Source organism: Empedobacter sp. UBA3475 (assembly GCF_002378465.1).
Taxonomy (GTDB): domain Bacteria; phylum Bacteroidota; class Bacteroidia; order Flavobacteriales; family Weeksellaceae; genus Empedobacter; species Empedobacter falsenii_B.
Map to the genome: position 1 here is coordinate 44635 of NZ_DFRA01000040.1, position 16940 is coordinate 61574.

At 32.7% G+C, this 16940-nt stretch carries 16 protein-coding genes; 12 read left to right on the top strand and 4 right to left on the bottom strand.

What is annotated here, in order from left to right; genetic code table 11:
* Positions 1-148 precede the first annotated feature (148 nt).
* Complete coding sequence (gene miaB, locus B3I31_RS09160; protein WP_125349623.1) at positions 149-1594, bottom strand: tRNA (N6-isopentenyl adenosine(37)-C2)-methylthiotransferase MiaB; 1446 nt, start codon at positions 1592-1594, stop codon at positions 149-151.
* Between the two features lie 122 nt (positions 1595-1716).
* Here miaB and B3I31_RS09165 point away from each other — a divergent pair, with 122 nt between their 5' ends.
* From B3I31_RS09165 to B3I31_RS09200, 8 genes are all read left to right on the top strand, one after another.
* Positions 1717-2511 (top strand): hypothetical protein, encoded by a 795-nt coding sequence (locus B3I31_RS09165; protein WP_125349622.1) that lies wholly within the window; start codon positions 1717-1719, stop codon positions 2509-2511.
* An 85-nt stretch (positions 2512-2596) separates the two neighbouring features.
* Positions 2597-5131, top strand: a complete 2535-nt coding sequence (gene topA, locus B3I31_RS09170) for a type I DNA topoisomerase (protein WP_125349621.1) — start codon at positions 2597-2599, stop codon at positions 5129-5131.
* A 2-nt stretch (positions 5132-5133) separates the two neighbouring features.
* Positions 5134-6285 carry an arginase family protein gene (locus tag B3I31_RS09175; protein ID WP_125349620.1) on the top strand — a complete coding sequence of 384 codons (1152 nt, stop codon included), beginning with the start codon at positions 5134-5136 and terminating at the stop codon, positions 6283-6285.
* 108 nt (positions 6286-6393) lie between these two features.
* Positions 6394-7833: a gliding motility lipoprotein GldK gene (gldK, locus tag B3I31_RS09180; protein ID WP_185144160.1), complete on the top strand. Its 1440-nt coding sequence runs from the start codon at positions 6394-6396 to the stop codon at positions 7831-7833.
* A gap of 36 nt (positions 7834-7869) precedes the next feature.
* Positions 7870-8541, top strand: coding sequence for a gliding motility protein GldL (gene gldL, locus B3I31_RS09185; RefSeq protein WP_038332928.1), 672 nt, complete (start codon positions 7870-7872; stop codon positions 8539-8541).
* A 49-nt stretch (positions 8542-8590) separates the two neighbouring features.
* Positions 8591-10159, top strand: coding sequence for a GldM family protein (locus B3I31_RS09190; RefSeq protein WP_291060627.1), 1569 nt, complete (start codon positions 8591-8593; stop codon positions 10157-10159).
* Between the two features lie 23 nt (positions 10160-10182).
* Positions 10183-11085 (top strand): gliding motility protein GldN, encoded by a 903-nt coding sequence (gene gldN / locus B3I31_RS09195; protein WP_257468103.1) that lies wholly within the window; start codon positions 10183-10185, stop codon positions 11083-11085.
* 76 nt (positions 11086-11161) lie between these two features.
* Positions 11162-11545 carry a hypothetical protein gene (locus B3I31_RS09200; RefSeq protein WP_038332936.1) on the top strand — a complete coding sequence of 128 codons (384 nt, stop codon included), beginning with the start codon at positions 11162-11164 and terminating at the stop codon, positions 11543-11545.
* Between the two features lie 114 nt (positions 11546-11659).
* Here the strand turns inward: B3I31_RS09200 and B3I31_RS09205 are convergent, their stop codons facing one another.
* A complete protein-coding gene (locus tag B3I31_RS09205) occupies positions 11660-12457 on the bottom strand; it encodes an endonuclease/exonuclease/phosphatase family protein (protein WP_291087947.1) in 798 nt (265 codons plus the stop codon).
* Positions 12458-12601: 144 nt separating this feature from the next.
* Between B3I31_RS09205 and B3I31_RS09210 the strand changes: the two genes are divergently transcribed.
* Genes B3I31_RS09210 through B3I31_RS09220 form a run of 3 tightly spaced genes read left to right on the top strand, consistent with a single transcriptional unit; the run spans position 12602 to position 14317 of the window.
* Positions 12602-12745: a hypothetical protein gene (locus tag B3I31_RS09210; protein ID WP_236688181.1), complete on the top strand. Its 144-nt coding sequence runs from the start codon at positions 12602-12604 to the stop codon at positions 12743-12745.
* A gap of 40 nt (positions 12746-12785) precedes the next feature.
* Positions 12786-13844, top strand: coding sequence for an NAD(P)/FAD-dependent oxidoreductase (locus tag B3I31_RS09215; RefSeq protein ID WP_038332941.1), 1059 nt, complete (start codon positions 12786-12788; stop codon positions 13842-13844).
* Between the two features lie 11 nt (positions 13845-13855).
* Positions 13856-14317, top strand: a complete 462-nt coding sequence (locus B3I31_RS09220; protein WP_038332944.1) for a hypothetical protein — start codon at positions 13856-13858, stop codon at positions 14315-14317.
* 5 nt (positions 14318-14322) lie between these two features.
* On the opposite strand, the gene B3I31_RS09225 is transcribed toward B3I31_RS09220, so the two are convergent.
* Together B3I31_RS09225 and B3I31_RS09230 are read right to left on the bottom strand one after the other, a co-directional pair.
* A complete protein-coding gene (locus B3I31_RS09225; protein ID WP_038332947.1) occupies positions 14323-14544 on the bottom strand; it encodes a hypothetical protein in 222 nt (73 codons plus the stop codon).
* Positions 14545-14562: 18 nt separating this feature from the next.
* Entirely contained in the window at positions 14563-14883 is a 321-nt protein-coding gene (locus B3I31_RS09230) for a hypothetical protein (protein ID WP_038332949.1), read from the bottom strand.
* A 107-nt stretch (positions 14884-14990) separates the two neighbouring features.
* Between B3I31_RS09230 and B3I31_RS09235 the strand changes: the two genes are divergently transcribed.
* Positions 14991-16907 carry an ABC-F family ATP-binding cassette domain-containing protein gene (locus tag B3I31_RS09235; protein ID WP_038332953.1) on the top strand — a complete coding sequence of 639 codons (1917 nt, stop codon included), beginning with the start codon at positions 14991-14993 and terminating at the stop codon, positions 16905-16907.
* Positions 16908-16940: the final 33 nt, after the last annotated feature.

The window sequence follows — 16940 nt, forward strand, 5'->3', positions numbered from 1 at the left end:
TCGAGTAAAATTTTTTAGAGTTTGTATCGAAAATAAGGTTTTAAACTATTAAAATTCTATTCTCGATACAATTTTTAATCATTTCATTTATAAAAATCAATCGAATTGACGAATTTTATTTTTAGTATACAATTGACGGATTGATTGTTTATCCTTCTATCATTTCACCAATCAAAGTAGCCGTTGTACAGCTATTTGCTTTTACGTTTACAAAATCTCCTATTTTAGTTCCTTCTACTTTAGGGAAAACTAAAACCGCGTTTTGTGTATTACGTCCGTACCAGAAATTTTCGTCACGTTTAGAGTTTCCTTCAATCAAAACTTCATGAGTTTTTCCAACATAACTATTCATACGCTCTGCAGAGTGTTTTTGTTGCATTTCGATGATTTCTTGTAAACGACGTTTTTTATCTTCTGGTAAAACATCATCAGGCATTTTTTTGTGCGCTGGCGTTCCTGGACGCTCAGAATAAGCGAACATATAACCGAAATCATATTTCACATATTCCATTAACGATAATGTATCTTGATGTTCTTCTTCTGTTTCGCCACAGAAACCTGCAATCATATCGTGAGATAAAGCACAATCTGGAACGATACGACGAATTTTATCAATTAATTCGAAATATTCTTCACGAGTATGTTGACGATTCATACGTGCTAAGACAGTGGTAGAACCCGATTGAACAGGTAAGTGAATGTATTTACAAATATTTTTGTGTTTCGCCATCATTTGCAATACGCCTTCTTCCATATCTTGTGGATTAGAAGTTGAAAAACGTAAACGAATGTTAGGAAACTGCGTAGCAACCATGTCTAATAATTGAGCAAAATCTACAGCAGTCGCTTTCTGAATATCAGTTGCATTTTTGAAATCTTTTTTTGGTCCTCCACCATACCATAAATATGAATCGACATTTTGACCTAAAAGTGTAATTTCTTTGTAACCAGATTCTGCTAATTCTTTACACTCATTCAAGATAGAATGTGGATCACGAGAACGCTCACGACCACGCGTAAAAGGAACAACACAGAATGTACACATGTTATCACAGCCACGAGTAATCGTAACAAAGGCTGTAACGCCATTTCCACCTAAACGAACAGGAGAAATTTCGGCATATGTTTCTTCTTTTGATAATTGTACGTTTACCGCATCACGACCATCTTCTACATCGTTGATTAAGTTTGGTAAATCGCGGTAAGCATCTGGTCCTACAACGATATCTACTAAATGTTCTTCTTCTAAGAATTTATGTTTCAAACGTTCCGCCATACAACCTAAAACGCCAATTTTAAGACTTGGATTTTGTTTTTTGATTGCGTTTAAAGTTCCTAAACGTTTACGAACTGTTTGTTCCGCTTTTTCACGAATAGAACAAGTGTTTAAAAGAATTAAATCTGCTTCGTCAACTTTTTGAGTGGTTTGATAACCTTCGTTATTTAGAATAGATGCAACAATTTCACTATCCGAGAAATTCATTTGACATCCGTAACTTTCTAAGAATAATTTCTTTGTTGCATTACGAGTAGGAGCAGTCATCAAAGCCTCTCCTTGTCTTGCTTCATCTATATGTTTTTCTTCTGTATGCATTCTAAAATGGATATTTTATCGTGCAAAAATAATAAATCTATGTGACATATTGGCAGTAAAATTTTCTTTTGCATTTTATTAACATTTTGTAGATTTGAGGAAATCTAAAAAAATATAAAACTATGGATGATAGAATTAGACAAAGAATAGAAGAAATTAAACAACGAGGAGTAAATATAAACGTTGGCGATATTTTTTCAAAATCATGGGAAATTTTTTCAGGAATCGCTTTATATGCAATTCTTGCAATTGTAATAACATTCGCAATTAGTTTCATGATTAATTTCTTCTTAGGATTAATCATTTCAGCACCAACTATGGTTATTAATGATCCATCTGATTTAAATGAAGTGTTTGCAGAAGCATCATCTCCTTTAGCGTGGGTGAGTAATATTGTTAGTATTGTAGTTGCAGCAGCTTTAGCACCGATTACAGTAAGTATTTTGACAATGGCTAAAAAATTTAATAAACATCAAAATCCTGATTTTTCAGATTTGTTTGTTCATTATAAAGATGGAAAATTTGGTGTGATTTTTACAACATATTTAGCTGTTCAATTTTTAGGATTCATAGGTATTTTATTATGTATTGTACCTGGATTTATTTTCTATGTTACATCAATACTAGCAATTCCTTTTGTATTGTTTACAAGTTTTACTACAACGGAAGCTATAAAATCAAGTGTAAGTATTTTATTTAAAAACTTCGGATCAGCATTTGTTTTTTGTTTGGCTTGTTTTGGAGTTGCAATTTTAGGCGTACTTGCTTGTGGAGTTGGATTATTAGTAGCAATGCCTCTAATTTATATTGCTACATATGTTTTATATGAAACAGTTATAGGAACAGAAGACAATGAACAATCAGAAATAGACCAAATAGGAACAGATATTTACAAGGATAATCCTTACATGAAATAGACAAAATTATGAAGCAGTTGAAAATCATTTTTGGCTGCTTCATTTTTTTGTTATTAATTTTGCAGAAATTTTTTAAGAAAACAATATGTCTAAAAATCTCGTTATTGTTGAGTCCCCAGCAAAAGCTAAAACCATTCAAGGTTTTTTAGGTGATGATTTTATCGTGGAATCAAGTTTTGGTCACGTGGTCGATTTACCAAAGAAAGGAATGGGAATCGAAATCGAGAATCATTATAAGCCAATATACGAAGTAACACCTGATAAAAAGGAGGTTGTAAGTAAACTGAAAAAATTGTCTTCGAAAGCCCAAACAATTTGGTTAGCATCCGATGAGGACCGCGAAGGAGAAGCAATTTCTTGGCATTTGTATCACGTTCTTGGATTAGAAAAGAAAGATACAAAACGTATTGTTTTTAATGAAATTACAAAAAAAGCGATTCAACGTGCGGTAGAAAATCCACGTCAAATTGATGAGAATTTGGTTGATGCACAACAAGCTCGTCGTGTTTTGGACAGATTAGTTGGTTTCGAAATGTCGCCAATTTTATGGAAAAAAATCAAACCAGGCTTATCTGCAGGTCGTGTTCAATCAGTTTCTGTTCGATTAATTGTTGAACGTGAAAAAGAAATTCAAAATTTTGTTCCAGTTTCGTCATATAAATTCATTGCAATTTTCGAAACAAATGAGGGAAGAACATTAAAAGCAGTTTTAACAAAAGAATTTTCTACGTTAAAAGAAGCCGAAGATTTCTTAGAAACATGTGTTGGAGCAGATTTTAAAGTAAATGATTTACAAAAGAAACCAGCAAAGCGTACACCTTCAGCACCATTTACAACATCAACTTTGCAACAAGAAGCATCTCGTAAATTAGGTTTTTCAGTTTCAAGAACGATGCGTGTCGCACAACAATTATACGAATCTGGACATATCACATATATGAGAACAGATAGTGTGAATTTGTCTGATGATGCATTAACAGCAGTAAAAGCTGAGATAGAATCTGCTTACGGAAACAAATATGTTGAGATAAGAAAATATAAAAACAAAAATTCATCTGCACAAGAAGCGCACGAAGCGATTCGTCCAACGCATTTCGAAAATCATTCAATAAATGCAGACGATTCTATGCGAAAATTGTACGAATTAATTTGGAAACGTACAGTTGCTTCTCAAATGGCAAATGCAGAATTGGAACGAACTATTATTGATATTGATAACAACAAAAACAACTTTATTTTCCAAGCGAAAGGAGAAGTAATTGTGTTTGATGGTTTCTTAAAAGTATATCAAGAATCGTTTGACGACGAAGATGCTGATGATGATAAAGTATTATTACCAAGTGTAAAAGTAAATGAGCAATTGAAAGCAGATGAAATAAACGGTACTGAACGTTTTTCTCGTCCTTCGGCTCGTTATACAGAAGCATCTTTGGTAAAAAAATTAGAAGAATTAGGAATAGGTCGTCCATCAACTTATGCACCAACGATTTCTACAATCCAGAATAGAGGCTATGTGGAAGTTGGGGAATTGGATGGTCAAGAACGAAAATATAATACCTTAACGCTAATCGATAATCAAATCAAAAAAGTTCAACAAAAAGAAATTTTTGGAGCTGATCGTCGCAAATTAATGCCAACTGATATCGGAATTGTGGTAAATGATTTCTTGGTTGATTATTTTACGAATGTGATGGATTACGATTTTACAGCGCGTGTCGAAAATAGTTTTGATGATATTGCGGAAGGTAAATTGAATTGGACAAAAATGATTGATGAATTTTATACGAAATTTCATCATGTTGTAGAAGATGTTCAAGAAAATGCTGATCGTGCAACTGGAGAACGCGAATTAGGAATTGATCCTGTATCGGGTAAAAAAGTGCATGCACGTATTGGACGTTTTGGGCCAATGATTCAGATTGGTGAAGCAGAAGATGAAGAAAAACCTCGCTTTGCAAGTCTTCAAAAACATCAATCTATTCATAATATTACCTTAGAAGAGGCAATGAAATTGTTCGAATTACCAAAAACTTTAGGTGAGTATAAAGCGCACGAAGTAGAAGTGAATATTGGACGTTTTGGACCTTATGTGAAATTTGATGATAAATATATTTCGATTCCGAAAGAGGAAGATCCAATGGATTTATCATTTGATCGTGCAGTAGAATTAATCGAAGAAAAATTAAAAGCTGATGCACCGATTGCACAATACGAAGGGTATGATGTAACAAAAGGAAAAGGACGTTTTGGACCATTTATCAAATGGAATGAATGGTTTATTAATGTTCCGAAAAAATACGATTTCGATCATTTATCTCAAGCTGATATTATCGAATTGATTGAAGATAAAAAACGTAAAGAATCTGAACGTGTTGTTCGCGAATGGTCAGAACAGGAAATTCGATTAGAGAAAGCGCGTTGGGGACGTTATAATTTGATTCAAGGAAAAATAAAAGTTGAGTTATCGAAAGAGACGAATCCAGAAGCGTTGACTTTGGCTGAGGTTGAAAAATTAATAGAAGCTGCGAAACCTAAAAAGAAAGCAGTGACTAAAAAAGCGCCCGCAAAAAAGACAACTGCGAAGAAAACGACAACTAAAAAAACAACGACTAAAAAGTAATAATGTACAACGACTTTTTAAAACCCGTTTCTGAAGAATTACAAGATTTTGCTAAATCTTGTAATTCTTTTGCGTTAGGACAAGCTATAAAATTTCGCGAAGATGTTATCGAAAGCGATGAAAAATCGAACGATAAAATTGCGATTATTGGTGTGACAGAATCTCGTTCGAAACAAAAAGATTTGATCGAAGATGTAGATTTTAGCCTTGTTCGTACACAATTGTACGAATTGCAAATGGGAAATTGGTCGATAGATTTGTACGATTTTGGCGATGTTGTTTATTATGATGATAAAGCCGAAACCGAAAAAGTTTTTAGAGAAGTTACCAACGGATTAATTCGTGATGGATATGTTGTTGTTATTTTGGGTGGAAACCCAAGTTTAGGTTATCAACAATATCGTGCTTATGACGAAATTGTTGATAAAGTTTATTACTTAACAATCGATCATAAATTACGATTAGGAAAAGATGAAGCACAAACAACAGAAAATAATTATTTAACAAAAATTATTTCGAATGAGCCTTTCAATTTATTGGATTATACGAATATCGGTTTTCAAACGTATTTTGTTGCTCAAGAAAAATTAGATTTGTTAGATCAGTTAAATTTTGATGCTGTTCGTTTGGGTGTGATTTCTGAAAATGTAAAAGAAATAGAACCTTATTCGAGAGATGCAAATGCGGCTTTGCTTAATTTATCGAGTTTACAAGGTTCGGATTTCTCTTCTTCAAAAAATATGACGCCAAATGGATTTACTTCACGAGAAATTTGTGCGTTAACAAGATATTTAGGTTTCAGCAATAAATTGACTTCACTTTACGTTTGTGATTATATCGAAAATTATAAAAAATTAGATCATCTATTAATTTCGCAGATGATTTGGTATTTTATTGATGGAAAAAATCACCGTCCAGAGATAAAAAGTTTTGAGGATACACAATATTTTGAGAAAATTTTTGTTCCTACAGAAGGATACAATTATATTTTTTACCGAAATATATTAACCAATCAATTGTGGATAGAAGTTGATAACACTGTTGATGGAGAGCGAAAATTTGAAATTATTCCGTGTTCAGAAAAAGATTATGAGCAAGCCTTGAATGGAGAAATACCGAATAGGTGGTGGAAATATTTCAAAAAATTTTATTAAAAAATAAAGAACAATTTTAAAAATCAATTAATAAATTGCCTTAATTTGTAGCCTTATTAATTGAGAACTAAAAGTATAAAACCTGTATAAAAATAAATCTATAACAGAATGAATAGAATTTTGGTAAGTGCATTGTTGCTATCTCTTTCTTTATCATCATGTAAAATGTTGAAGAACAGAGGGAGTAGTGATAGAAATGATGGACAAATAGTTTCGAAAACATCTTCGGCTTGGACGCCAGTTCGTCCAAAAGGAATGGTTCCGATTCCGAGTGGATCGTTTGTTTTAGGACAAACCGATTACGATTTTACAAAAACAAATGATGCTCCAGTAAAAACGGTTACTGTTACAGGTTTCTTTATGGATGATACAGAGATTACAAACTCTGAGTATCAGTATTTTGTAAATTATGTAAAAGATTCTATCGCTCGTACTGCTTTGGCAAACAAGGCAGAAACTTTAGGTTTTGACCCTATGAATCCAAATAATGGAGCAGGAGGTATTGGTGATTATGCATATATTTCTGGTTCACAAGATGGACAAGGGACGCCATATGATGAATATATTAAAAACAGTAATACAGGTCGTGATGGTCAATCTTTAGATGGTAAGAAATTAAATTGGAAACAGCGTTTGGAGTGGGATAAATACAAATATCCAGATGTAGATTATGCTGAGGTTATGGAAGGATTATATTATCCTCCAGAAGAGCGTATGAATGGAGAAAGACGTATTGATACGCGTAAATTAAACTATTCTTATGTGACAGTTGATCAAACTGCTGCAGCAAAAAAACGTGGTACTTTCCGTGTAGATTTTCGTAAAGAATTTAGTTTAAACATTTATCCTGATACAACAGTTTGGGTAAGAGATTTCAACTATTCGTACAATGATCCAATGCACCAAGACTATTTTTGGCATAAAGCTTATGCAAATTATCCTGTTGTAGGTGTTAACTGGAATCAAGCAACAGCTTTTTGTGATTTCCGCACAAGATATCATAACACAGCATTGAATAATAAAAAGAAAAGAGGAAGTCAAGTAAAAGTTATTAGTTACCGTTTACCAACAGAAATTGAGTGGGAATACGCAGCGAAAGGTGGTTTAGAAAATGCACCTTATCCTTGGGGAGGTCCTTATTTAACAGATGATAGAGGTTGTTATCTAGCGAACTTCAAACCAAAACGTGGAGATTATTTAGAAATCAACGATGGCAAGAAAACTGGTTACATGTATACGGCTCCTATAAAAACATTCCGTGCGAATGGATATGGTCTTTATGACATGGCTGGTAACGTAGCTGAATGGACAAGTTCTCCGTATAACAGATCATCTTATACAATGTCTTCATCACTTAATCCGTCAATTACAATGTCTGGAGAAGTAAATAGAAGTGTAAGAGGAGGATCTTGGAAAGATGTTGGATATTTATTAATGACTTCAGCAAGAGATTGGGAACACAAAGATTCTGCAAGAAGTTTCATCGGATTCCGTACAGTTCAATCTTTCCCAGAAGGATCAAAAGTAAATTTTAGAAAAACCAAATAACCTAATTAATAAAACAATTTAATAAAAAGCACTCTTATGGCAGTACAAGCTTCAAAACAAGAACGTCTTACAAATTTTTTGTATAATTTCTTTGCCGCAGTAGTAATTATCGGGGCATTATGTAAAATTACACATACGAATATAGGACCAATATCAGCCAATTTAATCTTAACAGTAGGTTTAGTAGCTGAAGCAATCGTCTTCTTATATTCAGCATTCTTCGATAAACCAGAAGGAAGCTACGAATGGGAAAAAGCTTATCCAGAATTATTAAGTGGAGAGCCAGTACAAAGAAAAACTGCTGCTGTTGCAACTGCAGGAAACAATTTAACTGCAGAATTAGACAAAGTATTAGCAGATGCTAAATTAGACAAAGAAGTTTTCGAAAGATTACGTGGTTCTTTAGACAAATTTGGTTCAGCTGTTAACGAATTAAACACAACAACATCTGCTGTCGCTTCAACAGAACAATATAGTAACGAAATTGCAAAAGCATCAACAAACATCAGCCAATTAAACGCTGTATATGCTGAGCAAATCGTAAATAGCCAAAAACAAGTAGAATTAAATAAACAATTTATCGAAGAAATGCAAAAATCTTCAGGTAGTTCAGAGCAATTCTTGAAAGAAATGCAAGAGCTTTCTGCTAACATTAATGCATTAAACAAAGTATACGGAGGTATGCTTTCTGCAATGAAAAACAACTAATCATTGTACGATAAATTAAACTAATTATTCATTAATTCTATAAATTATTATGGCAGGAGGTGGTAGACTAACCGGACGTCAGAAGATGATCAACCTGATGTATCTCGTGTTCATTGCAATGATGGCTTTGAACGTGGATCGTGAGGTGTTGAGATCTTTCGAAACGATAAATACTTCTTTAGAGTCAACAACGACTTTAACGAAAACAAATAACGATACCTTCTATGGTCAAATTGATCTAAAAGCGAAGGATGATCCAACTTATGCAAAAACTCAAGCTGAGGCTGCAGAAGTTAAAAAGCAAACAAATGATTTTGTTGCTTATATCGATGGATTGAAAAAAGAATTAGCTGGTGCTGATTTTATTTCTGGATCAGAAGATACAGATTACAATGCATTGTCTAATACAGAGCCTGTTGTATCTTTATTCTTTAAAGGAAAAGGAGGTGACAAAGGAAATGAGAAAGCACAAGAGTTTACAAACAAAATTGATGGTTTCAGAAATTTCTTAATGACTTTTGCAAAACAAAGTCCTGATGCTAAAAATGCGGAAGCTCGTATCAACGAATTTTTTGGAACAACTCCAAAATCGAAGAAACAAAGTTGGATGCAAGAAAAATTCTATGATCAACCAATGGTTGCTTCTTTAACGAATTTATCGAAAATGCAAATGGATGCTCGTACAGAAGAAGGTAACTTAGTGAGAGCATTATTATCTGGTAAATTAGAAGAAAAAATCGAATTGGATGCTTTCCAAGGTTTATTCTTATCTCCAGGTGTTGTTAAAGTCGGAGATGAAGCTGTTCTTAATGTAGTTTTAGGAGCTTACGATAATTCAATCAAAGGTTCTGTTTCTACAAGTGTTGGTTCTGCTACTGTTGTTGATGGTAAAGCATCTATTAAGCTGAATACATCTGCAGTTGGTATGCATCAATTAACAGGTAACATTACATACGTATCGAATGGAAAAACGAAAACGGTAGCCATAGCACCTTCAACTTATCAAGTTGTTGCACAAACATTAGATAAAAAAGCTGCTGAGATTATTGAAAAAGATCCAACAGGAGGTTCTATTGTTGCAGATAATTTACGTGTAGTTTATCGTGGAGTATCTAATCCAATTTCAGCAACAATTAACGGTGCAAACGGACCTGTTAGTTTAAGTGCTTCTTCTGGAAGTCCTTCTGGAGCGGGAGCTAACAAATGGAATTATACGCCTGGAGGAGGAAACGAAGTGGTGTTTACGGCATCTGCAAGAGCAAGTTCTGGTAAAACATTATCAGTTCGTGAAACATTCCGTATCAAACCAGTTCCACCAGCACGTGGTGTTATTTTTGGAAATACAAGTCCAGCTATTCCAGATAATGGAATTGCAGCGCAAACAATTCGTGTAGATTGGCCAGATTTCTTATTCCCAATTTCAGGTGAAGTAACATCTTTCAATGTTAAAGTTCCTGGTCAGGCAACGGCTCGTGTTTCTGGAAATAAAATGTCAGGAGCAGCTGGAGTTATTTCGAAAGCGAAAAAAGGTGATATTATTGGTGTTTTCGATATTAAATATCGTACAAATTCAGGAGCAACTGGAGAAGCATCATCTATCGCAATTCAAGTACAATAATTTAAAAAGTAAAAATTTAAAATATGAAGTATCTTTTGTTTGGTTTAATGAGTTTTTTCTCAACTCTTACAATGGCGCAAAATGTTCTTAACGCTGTTTCGCCAGAACAGTTAAGAAAAGACCGCGAAAATAAAACAAGAGTTGATGAAGCTGGAGATACAGTAAGTACGGCTCAAGATCCTATGAAATATGGTTTTATCGAAGATAAAGATGTTTTATGGTCGAAAGTTGTATGGGAAGTAATTGATTTGAATGAGCGTCTAAATCAACCTTATTATAGATCTGGTGATGAGTTAGTGCAAAATTCTAAATCATTATACGATGTATTGGTTGACGGAGTTCGTAGCAAAAAGATTAGAGAAGTTTACGATGATGAGTACTTTCAAACTAAAATGAGTTATGAGCAAATTATGGCTCGTAATGAGAAGAAAGATACACAGCAGTATTACTACGATATGAAAGCTGCTGGAGAAACTCCTGACGAAGCTGCTATTTTTAATTATAAAATTAAATCTGACGATATCAAAATGGTAAAAACGAAAGGTCTTTGGTATATCGACCGTCGTTTAGGAGAATTAAAATATCGTTTGTTAGGTTTAGCAATTATGGGGCCTGATGCGCAATCGTTAGGAACAGAATTTGCTGACGGAGCTTACGTAGATTTATTTTGGATTTGGTATCCTGATGCTCGTAATGTTTTGGTGAATGCAACAGTATTTAATCCAAGTAATTCAAATTCGGCAATTACATACGATGAGATGTTAAATGCACGCAGATTTAGTTCTGTTATTTATAAAGCTCAAACAATGTATGGAACGAAAATGATTGATGATTACATTCCAAATGATGCGAAAGGTCAATTAGAAGAACATCACAAAATTAGAAATTCTATCATTCAGTCAGAAGCTGATATGTGGAATTACTAATCAGAATACAATACAAAAAATCCAGTCATTTGACTGGATTTTTTGTTATAACTTTAGTTCAAATTAAATAAAAACCATGAAAAATATTTTATTATTATCATTATTTATAATATCAATTAATAGTTTTGGACAACAAAAAGTTTTAAGGAACTCTATTAAAAAAATAACAACAAAATTAGATGAAAGCTCAGATGGAAAAACTTTAAAAGAGTTTGTAGAGAGCATTTACATTAATTCATTAAATACTTTTGAAGGAGAGAAACTATTGATAAACACTGATGAACTTAGTGTACAAGTGAAAAGAAACTCAGGTAAATTTGAATCGATGAAATTGAAAGATTTGAATGATATTTCTGTAGATCAACTAAAATCTTTTGAGTATAAAAAAGATAAAACAATCGAAGCTCTTTACGGAAGAAGAGGCGAATTATTTGGAATGGTTATGATAGAATTAAAATAGAAAAAATCCAGTCATCGACTGGATTTTCTTGTTTATGTATTTATAAGAATTTAACTTTCTAAAATCTAAAATCTAAAATCTAAAATCTAAAATCTAAAATCTAAAATCTAAAATCTAATTCACATCTCCTTTTTCAATTCCTTCCTCTATTTTTTCTTCAACTTCTATCTTCTCTTCATGGTCCAATTTCATTTCTCCCGAATCATCATCACTACGTAAAACAACTTGAATACTGATAGGAAAATGATCCGAACCAATATTTGGCTCTCGTATCATATCAATTAATCGAAACTGCGAACTCAAAAAATAATGATCCAAAGGCCAACGTAAGAACCAATGATGCGCATGAAAAGTATTGAACATTCCACGACCACGACGAGGATCTAAAAGTTGCGAAGTTTTCAAAAATAAACGTGTTGTTCTGCTCCACGCAACATCATTCAAATCTCCAAAAACAATGCACGCTTTTCTATATTCTTTCGCTTGTTTTCCTATAATCAAAATCTCAGCATCGCGTTCAGCACTTTCTTCATTTTCTTGCGGAACTGGCGGAGTTGGATGTAAACCATACAAACGCACAATTTGATTATTATATTCGATATCAGCAATAATTGAAGGGATTTCTGTGCTGATTAAATAATTAATTTCTTGGTATTTTATAGGTAATTTAGAGTAAAACAATAATCCATAAGTGTTTTCTAACGGAACTTCTATTTTGTACTCAAAATCGTTTGTAGCTTCTTTTATTTGTTCCATCCATTCGTTGTTTGTTTCCAATAAAAAAACGATATCAGGATTTCTTTTCTTAATTAATTCAACCAAATTTTGATATTTCGTATTGTCTTGCAAAACATTATAAACAAGTAAATCAAGCGGTTTTTCATTTGGTTTTAAGGATACTTGTTCAATCATTTTTTTACCAAAAGGTGAATAAGGAATAATGACCCAAAGCAAATAAATCGCAGTAAAAATCAAACAAATAAATAAACTTATTGTGACTGAAGTTTTAGGTACAAAAATGAATAAAATACAAGTTGCAATTACCAAAGCAAATTTTTGAAATCGCGGATAATCAAAAACTCTAACCGTCCAATGTGTATGCTTGATGAAAGGAATAATGACGGAAAGGATAATGAGGCAAGAAATTATGGTATAGAATATTTGCATAAAATGGTTGATTTTAAGAATAAAGATAAGTAAAACCGAAACATTATTTACCTTTGTAAGCAAATTTTAGAAATTGAAAAAAGTAGAATATATCATCGTTGGTCAAGGTGTTGCAGGGAGTTGTATGGCGATGAAATTGTTGAAGGAAAAGAAATCTTTTGTGGTGATTGATAATCATTTTCACAAAGCATCGGCGATTGCTGCTGGAATTTTTAATCCTGTAGTGCTAAAACGATTTTCAATTGTTTGGAATGCAACAAAACAAATCGAAAGATTGCGCGAAGTTTTTGGTGATTTTGAACAATTATTAAACAAAAAATATATCTACAATTTTCCTGTTTATAGAATTTTTAATGACGAACAAGAGAAAAAAACGTGGCTGAAAAAAGCGATAACTCATCCAGATTTGATAGATTATTTAGCAACAGATACAGAACAATTGAATGATTTTTCTTCAATCAATTCTCCGATTGGTTCCGGCGAAGTTTTGCATACTGGTCGTGTTGATTTGACAAATCTTTTGGCTGATTTTAAAGATTATTTAGTCGAAAATGATTTGTTCCTTGATGAGACTTTTGATTTCGAAGAATTAAAATTAGATGATAATCAAACGAGCTATAAAAATATAGAAGCAACTAAAATAATTTTTGCTGAAGGTTATAATATTTTGAGCAATCCATATTTCAAAAATTTACCTGTAATTGGTGTAAAAGGCGAAGTTTTAAAGATAAAAACTGAAGCCAATTTACCCGAAGCTGTGGTAAAAGGAAAAGAATTTTTGATGCCTTTAGAAAATAATCAATATTTTGTTGGCGCAACTTACGATCGCGATCATGTGAATTATGAAAATACTGAAGAAGCTAAAAAATATTTGGTTGAAGGTGTTCAGAATTTTTTCACAGATGATTTTGAAGTAGTGGAGCAACATGCGTCAATTCGTTCAACAGTTGTCGATCGTCGTCCGATTATTGGAGCGCATCCAACGCATCAACAATTGATTTGTTTGAATGGAATGGGAACGCGTGGAACAATGTTAGCGCCTGTGATGGTGGATGATTTGTACGAATTTTTAGAGAATAATCAACCGATTGATAAAGAAGCGGACATTGCACGTTTCTATGATCGATTTTAAACCAATTTCGAATGAAAAACTTTAACATAAAAATATTCGCAATTCAACTTGTAGCAAGCGTTTTGTTATTCTTAGGAATTCAACAATTTTACGTTTTGGCTGAATTAGATTTGATTGAATTAGTTCATTCAATGGGAAAAGATAATTTTGCTTTTTTGGTCAGAAAAAGTGATGAATTCGGAATCAGCGAAAAACTAAAACATTTAGCTACAATGAAAACTATTTTGAGTTTTGTAGGTATTGTTTTGGCATATATTTTATGTTCAGTGATAAACCACAAACGCAATTACGATTGGAAAATAGCTGTAACGATAGTTGTATTGTGCTTTTTAGTTTTTCAATTCAGATTAATTAATCTTCCAATTAATTTTATTGCAACCAAAAATCTTGCATTGGCTTATTTTGTTCCAGCAACTTTTTCGATTTTAATTAGTTTTGCGTTGTATTTTTTGAGTTATCGTTTAAAACCTTAAAAAAATCAATACAAAATTCTGCAATTAGCATTAATATTTTTGGCTTCTTCTACAAAAGTTAAAGCTAATTGTTCATCGTTGATATCAATTATTATTGAATGTCCATCTAACAATTTGTCAACATTACTTTTAGCAACTTTTAATGATAGTTTTAGTAAGTCAATTTGTAATTGTGTTAAAGCGATTTTTTGAAATCCTTCATTCCAACTTTCAATTATTATCTTCATAAATGATTTTAAATATTATTAAAAATAGAAATGAATACTTGTTTTAAGTTCTAATGCTTTATGAAATATATTGATAATATTTTTACATTCAGGAAATGTATTATTTAATTGATTATAAGTATTTTCAATTAAAATTAAATTATTAATTTTTTCGTCTTCATAATCATCAATCATTGAATTACAGGTTTGATTAATTAAATCAAAAAGACCTTTCTTCCATAAAATATTAAATTCTGATTCATTTAACCTAATTTCGATTAATTCGTTTGGAGAAGCTGTATCATAATCTAATTTTAATTCAGCTTCTTTATTAATAGGAACAATAATAATTTTACCCATAATCTTTAATTAAAAGACGATTGTTATTTTTAAAACACTTTCGCAATATAGTACTTATAGTTTTGAGATAAGTTTTCATCTAACAAAAAACATTGTATTTTTGCAAAATGTTATTAGTACAAAATTTAGGAGTTTATTTTGCGGGTAGATATTTATTCGAAAACGTTTCGTTCCGCATCAACAAAGGAAACCGTGTTGGTTTGGTAGGGAAAAATGGAGCAGGGAAATCTACTTTGCTTAAAATTTTAGCCAAAAGTCAGCAATCTTCAGAAGGTGAAGTTGTTTACGAAGGCGACGTTACAATCGGATATTTATCGCAAGATATTGATTTTGTACAAGGAAGAACTGTTTGGCAAGAAGCGGATTCTGCTTTTGAGCAATTGGTTGAAATTCAGGAACGTATTGATTTTGTAAACAAAGAATTAGCTGAAAGAACAGATTACGAATCTGATGAATACGGAAAATTAATTGAAGATATTTCGCATTTAACGGAACGTTTCGGACTTTTAGGTGGTTACACAAAAGATGCTGAAATCGAGCAAATTTTAATTGGTTTAGGATTCAAAAATTCAGATTTTCACCGTTCAACAGAAGAATTTTCTGGAGGTTGGAGAATGCGAATTGAATTAGCAAAACTATTGTTGCAAAAACATGATGTAATGCTTTTAGATGAGCCTACCAACCACTTGGATATCGATTCGATTGTTTGGTTAGAAGATTTCTTGAAAGATTATCCTGGTGCTGTTGTGTTGGTTTCGCACGACCGTCAATTTTTGGATAATGTAACCAATCGTACCATCGAAATTGCGAATCGTCATATCTCAGATTTCAAGGCGAATTATACGCGTTATTTGGAATTGCGTGAAGATCGTCGTGAGAAATTAGAGCAAGCGCAGAAAAATCAGGAACAAATGATTAAGCACACGGAAGATTTGATTTCCAAATTCCGTGCAAAAGCGAACAAAGCTTCGATGGCGCAATCATTAATCAAAAAATTAGATAAAATAGAACGCATCGAAATTGAAAATGATGATGTGACGAAGATGAATATCCGTTTTGTGGACGCTGTTCAGCCAGGTAAAATTATTTTCGAGTTAGATGACGTAGGAGTTGCTTTTGGCGATCATCAAGTTTTTGATCATGTTTCGTTTTATGTAAATCGTGGAGAAAAAGTAGCCTTTGTTGGTCAAAATGGTCAAGGAAAAACGACTTTATCGCGTGCGATTATCAACGAACAAGAACATTCAGGTAAAATAAAACATGGACATAATGTAGAAATTGGATATTTTGCCCAAAATCAAGCACATGTTTTGAATGATAAATTAACGGTTTTAGAAGAAGCGGAAAATTCTGCAACAGAAGAAACACGTAAACATGTTCGCGACTATTTAGGAGCATTTATGTTTGGTGGCGAAGCGGTAGAGAAAAAAGTTTCAGTTCTTTCGGGAGGTGAGCGAAATCGTTTAGCGTTGTGTAAATTATTGTTGCGTCCATTCAATGTATTAATCATGGATGAGCCGACCAATCACTTGGATATTGTATCAAAAGAATTATTGAAAAAAGCGTTGCAAAAATATTCAGGAACATTAATTTTAGTTTCTCACGACCGTGAATTTTTAGAAGGTTTAGTAGATAAAGTTTTCGATTTCCGTAATGGTCAAGTGAAAGAATATCTTTCTGGAATTGATGATTATTTAGCACAAATTAAAGCGGGAAGTTTCCGTGAAGTGGAGAAAGGAAATAGTTTGGCTGCACCAAAAGAAGAGAAGCCGATTGAGGTTAAAATAGAACAAGCGAAACGAGTTTTATCTTTTGAGGAAGAAAAAGAGCAAAAACGCCTTAAAAATAGATTGTCAAGAATCGAAACGGAGATTTCTGATTTAGAAACGAAGATTGCGGATTTAGAAAATAAATTGCATTCAGGTTCGCAAACGCAACAAGAATTGGACAAATACTCGAATCTGAAAAATGATTTAGATAAAAAAATGTTAGAGTGGGAGGAGGTTTCTGAACAAATTATCTAACGAAAGAAATAGAATAAAAAGTGCTACAATTTG

Excerpts from the sequence above, each read along its gene's own strand:
- miaB (WP_125349623.1), bottom strand. The coding sequence starts at position 1,594 with ATGCATACAGAAGAAAAACATATAGATGAAGCAAGACAAGGAGAGGCT.
- B3I31_RS09165 (WP_125349622.1), top strand. The coding sequence starts at position 1,717 with ATGGATGATAGAATTAGACAAAGAATAGAAGAAATTAAACAACGAGGA.
- topA (WP_125349621.1), top strand. The coding sequence starts at position 2,597 with ATGTCTAAAAATCTCGTTATTGTTGAGTCCCCAGCAAAAGCTAAAACC.
- B3I31_RS09175 (WP_125349620.1), top strand. The coding sequence starts at position 5,134 with ATGTACAACGACTTTTTAAAACCCGTTTCTGAAGAATTACAAGATTTT.
- gldK (WP_185144160.1), top strand. The coding sequence starts at position 6,394 with ATGAATAGAATTTTGGTAAGTGCATTGTTGCTATCTCTTTCTTTATCA.
- gldL (WP_038332928.1), top strand. The coding sequence starts at position 7,870 with ATGGCAGTACAAGCTTCAAAACAAGAACGTCTTACAAATTTTTTGTAT.
- B3I31_RS09190 (WP_291060627.1), top strand. The coding sequence starts at position 8,591 with ATGGCAGGAGGTGGTAGACTAACCGGACGTCAGAAGATGATCAACCTG.
- gldN (WP_257468103.1), top strand. The coding sequence starts at position 10,183 with ATGAAGTATCTTTTGTTTGGTTTAATGAGTTTTTTCTCAACTCTTACA.
- B3I31_RS09200 (WP_038332936.1), top strand. The coding sequence starts at position 11,162 with ATGAAAAATATTTTATTATTATCATTATTTATAATATCAATTAATAGT.
- B3I31_RS09205 (WP_291087947.1), bottom strand. The coding sequence starts at position 12,457 with ATGATTGAACAAGTATCCTTAAAACCAAATGAAAAACCGCTTGATTTA.
- B3I31_RS09220 (WP_038332944.1), top strand. The coding sequence starts at position 13,856 with ATGAAAAACTTTAACATAAAAATATTCGCAATTCAACTTGTAGCAAGC.
- B3I31_RS09225 (WP_038332947.1), bottom strand. The coding sequence starts at position 14,544 with ATGAAGATAATAATTGAAAGTTGGAATGAAGGATTTCAAAAAATCGCT.
- B3I31_RS09230 (WP_038332949.1), bottom strand. The coding sequence starts at position 14,883 with ATGGGTAAAATTATTATTGTTCCTATTAATAAAGAAGCTGAATTAAAA.
- B3I31_RS09235 (WP_038332953.1), top strand. The coding sequence starts at position 14,991 with ATGTTATTAGTACAAAATTTAGGAGTTTATTTTGCGGGTAGATATTTA.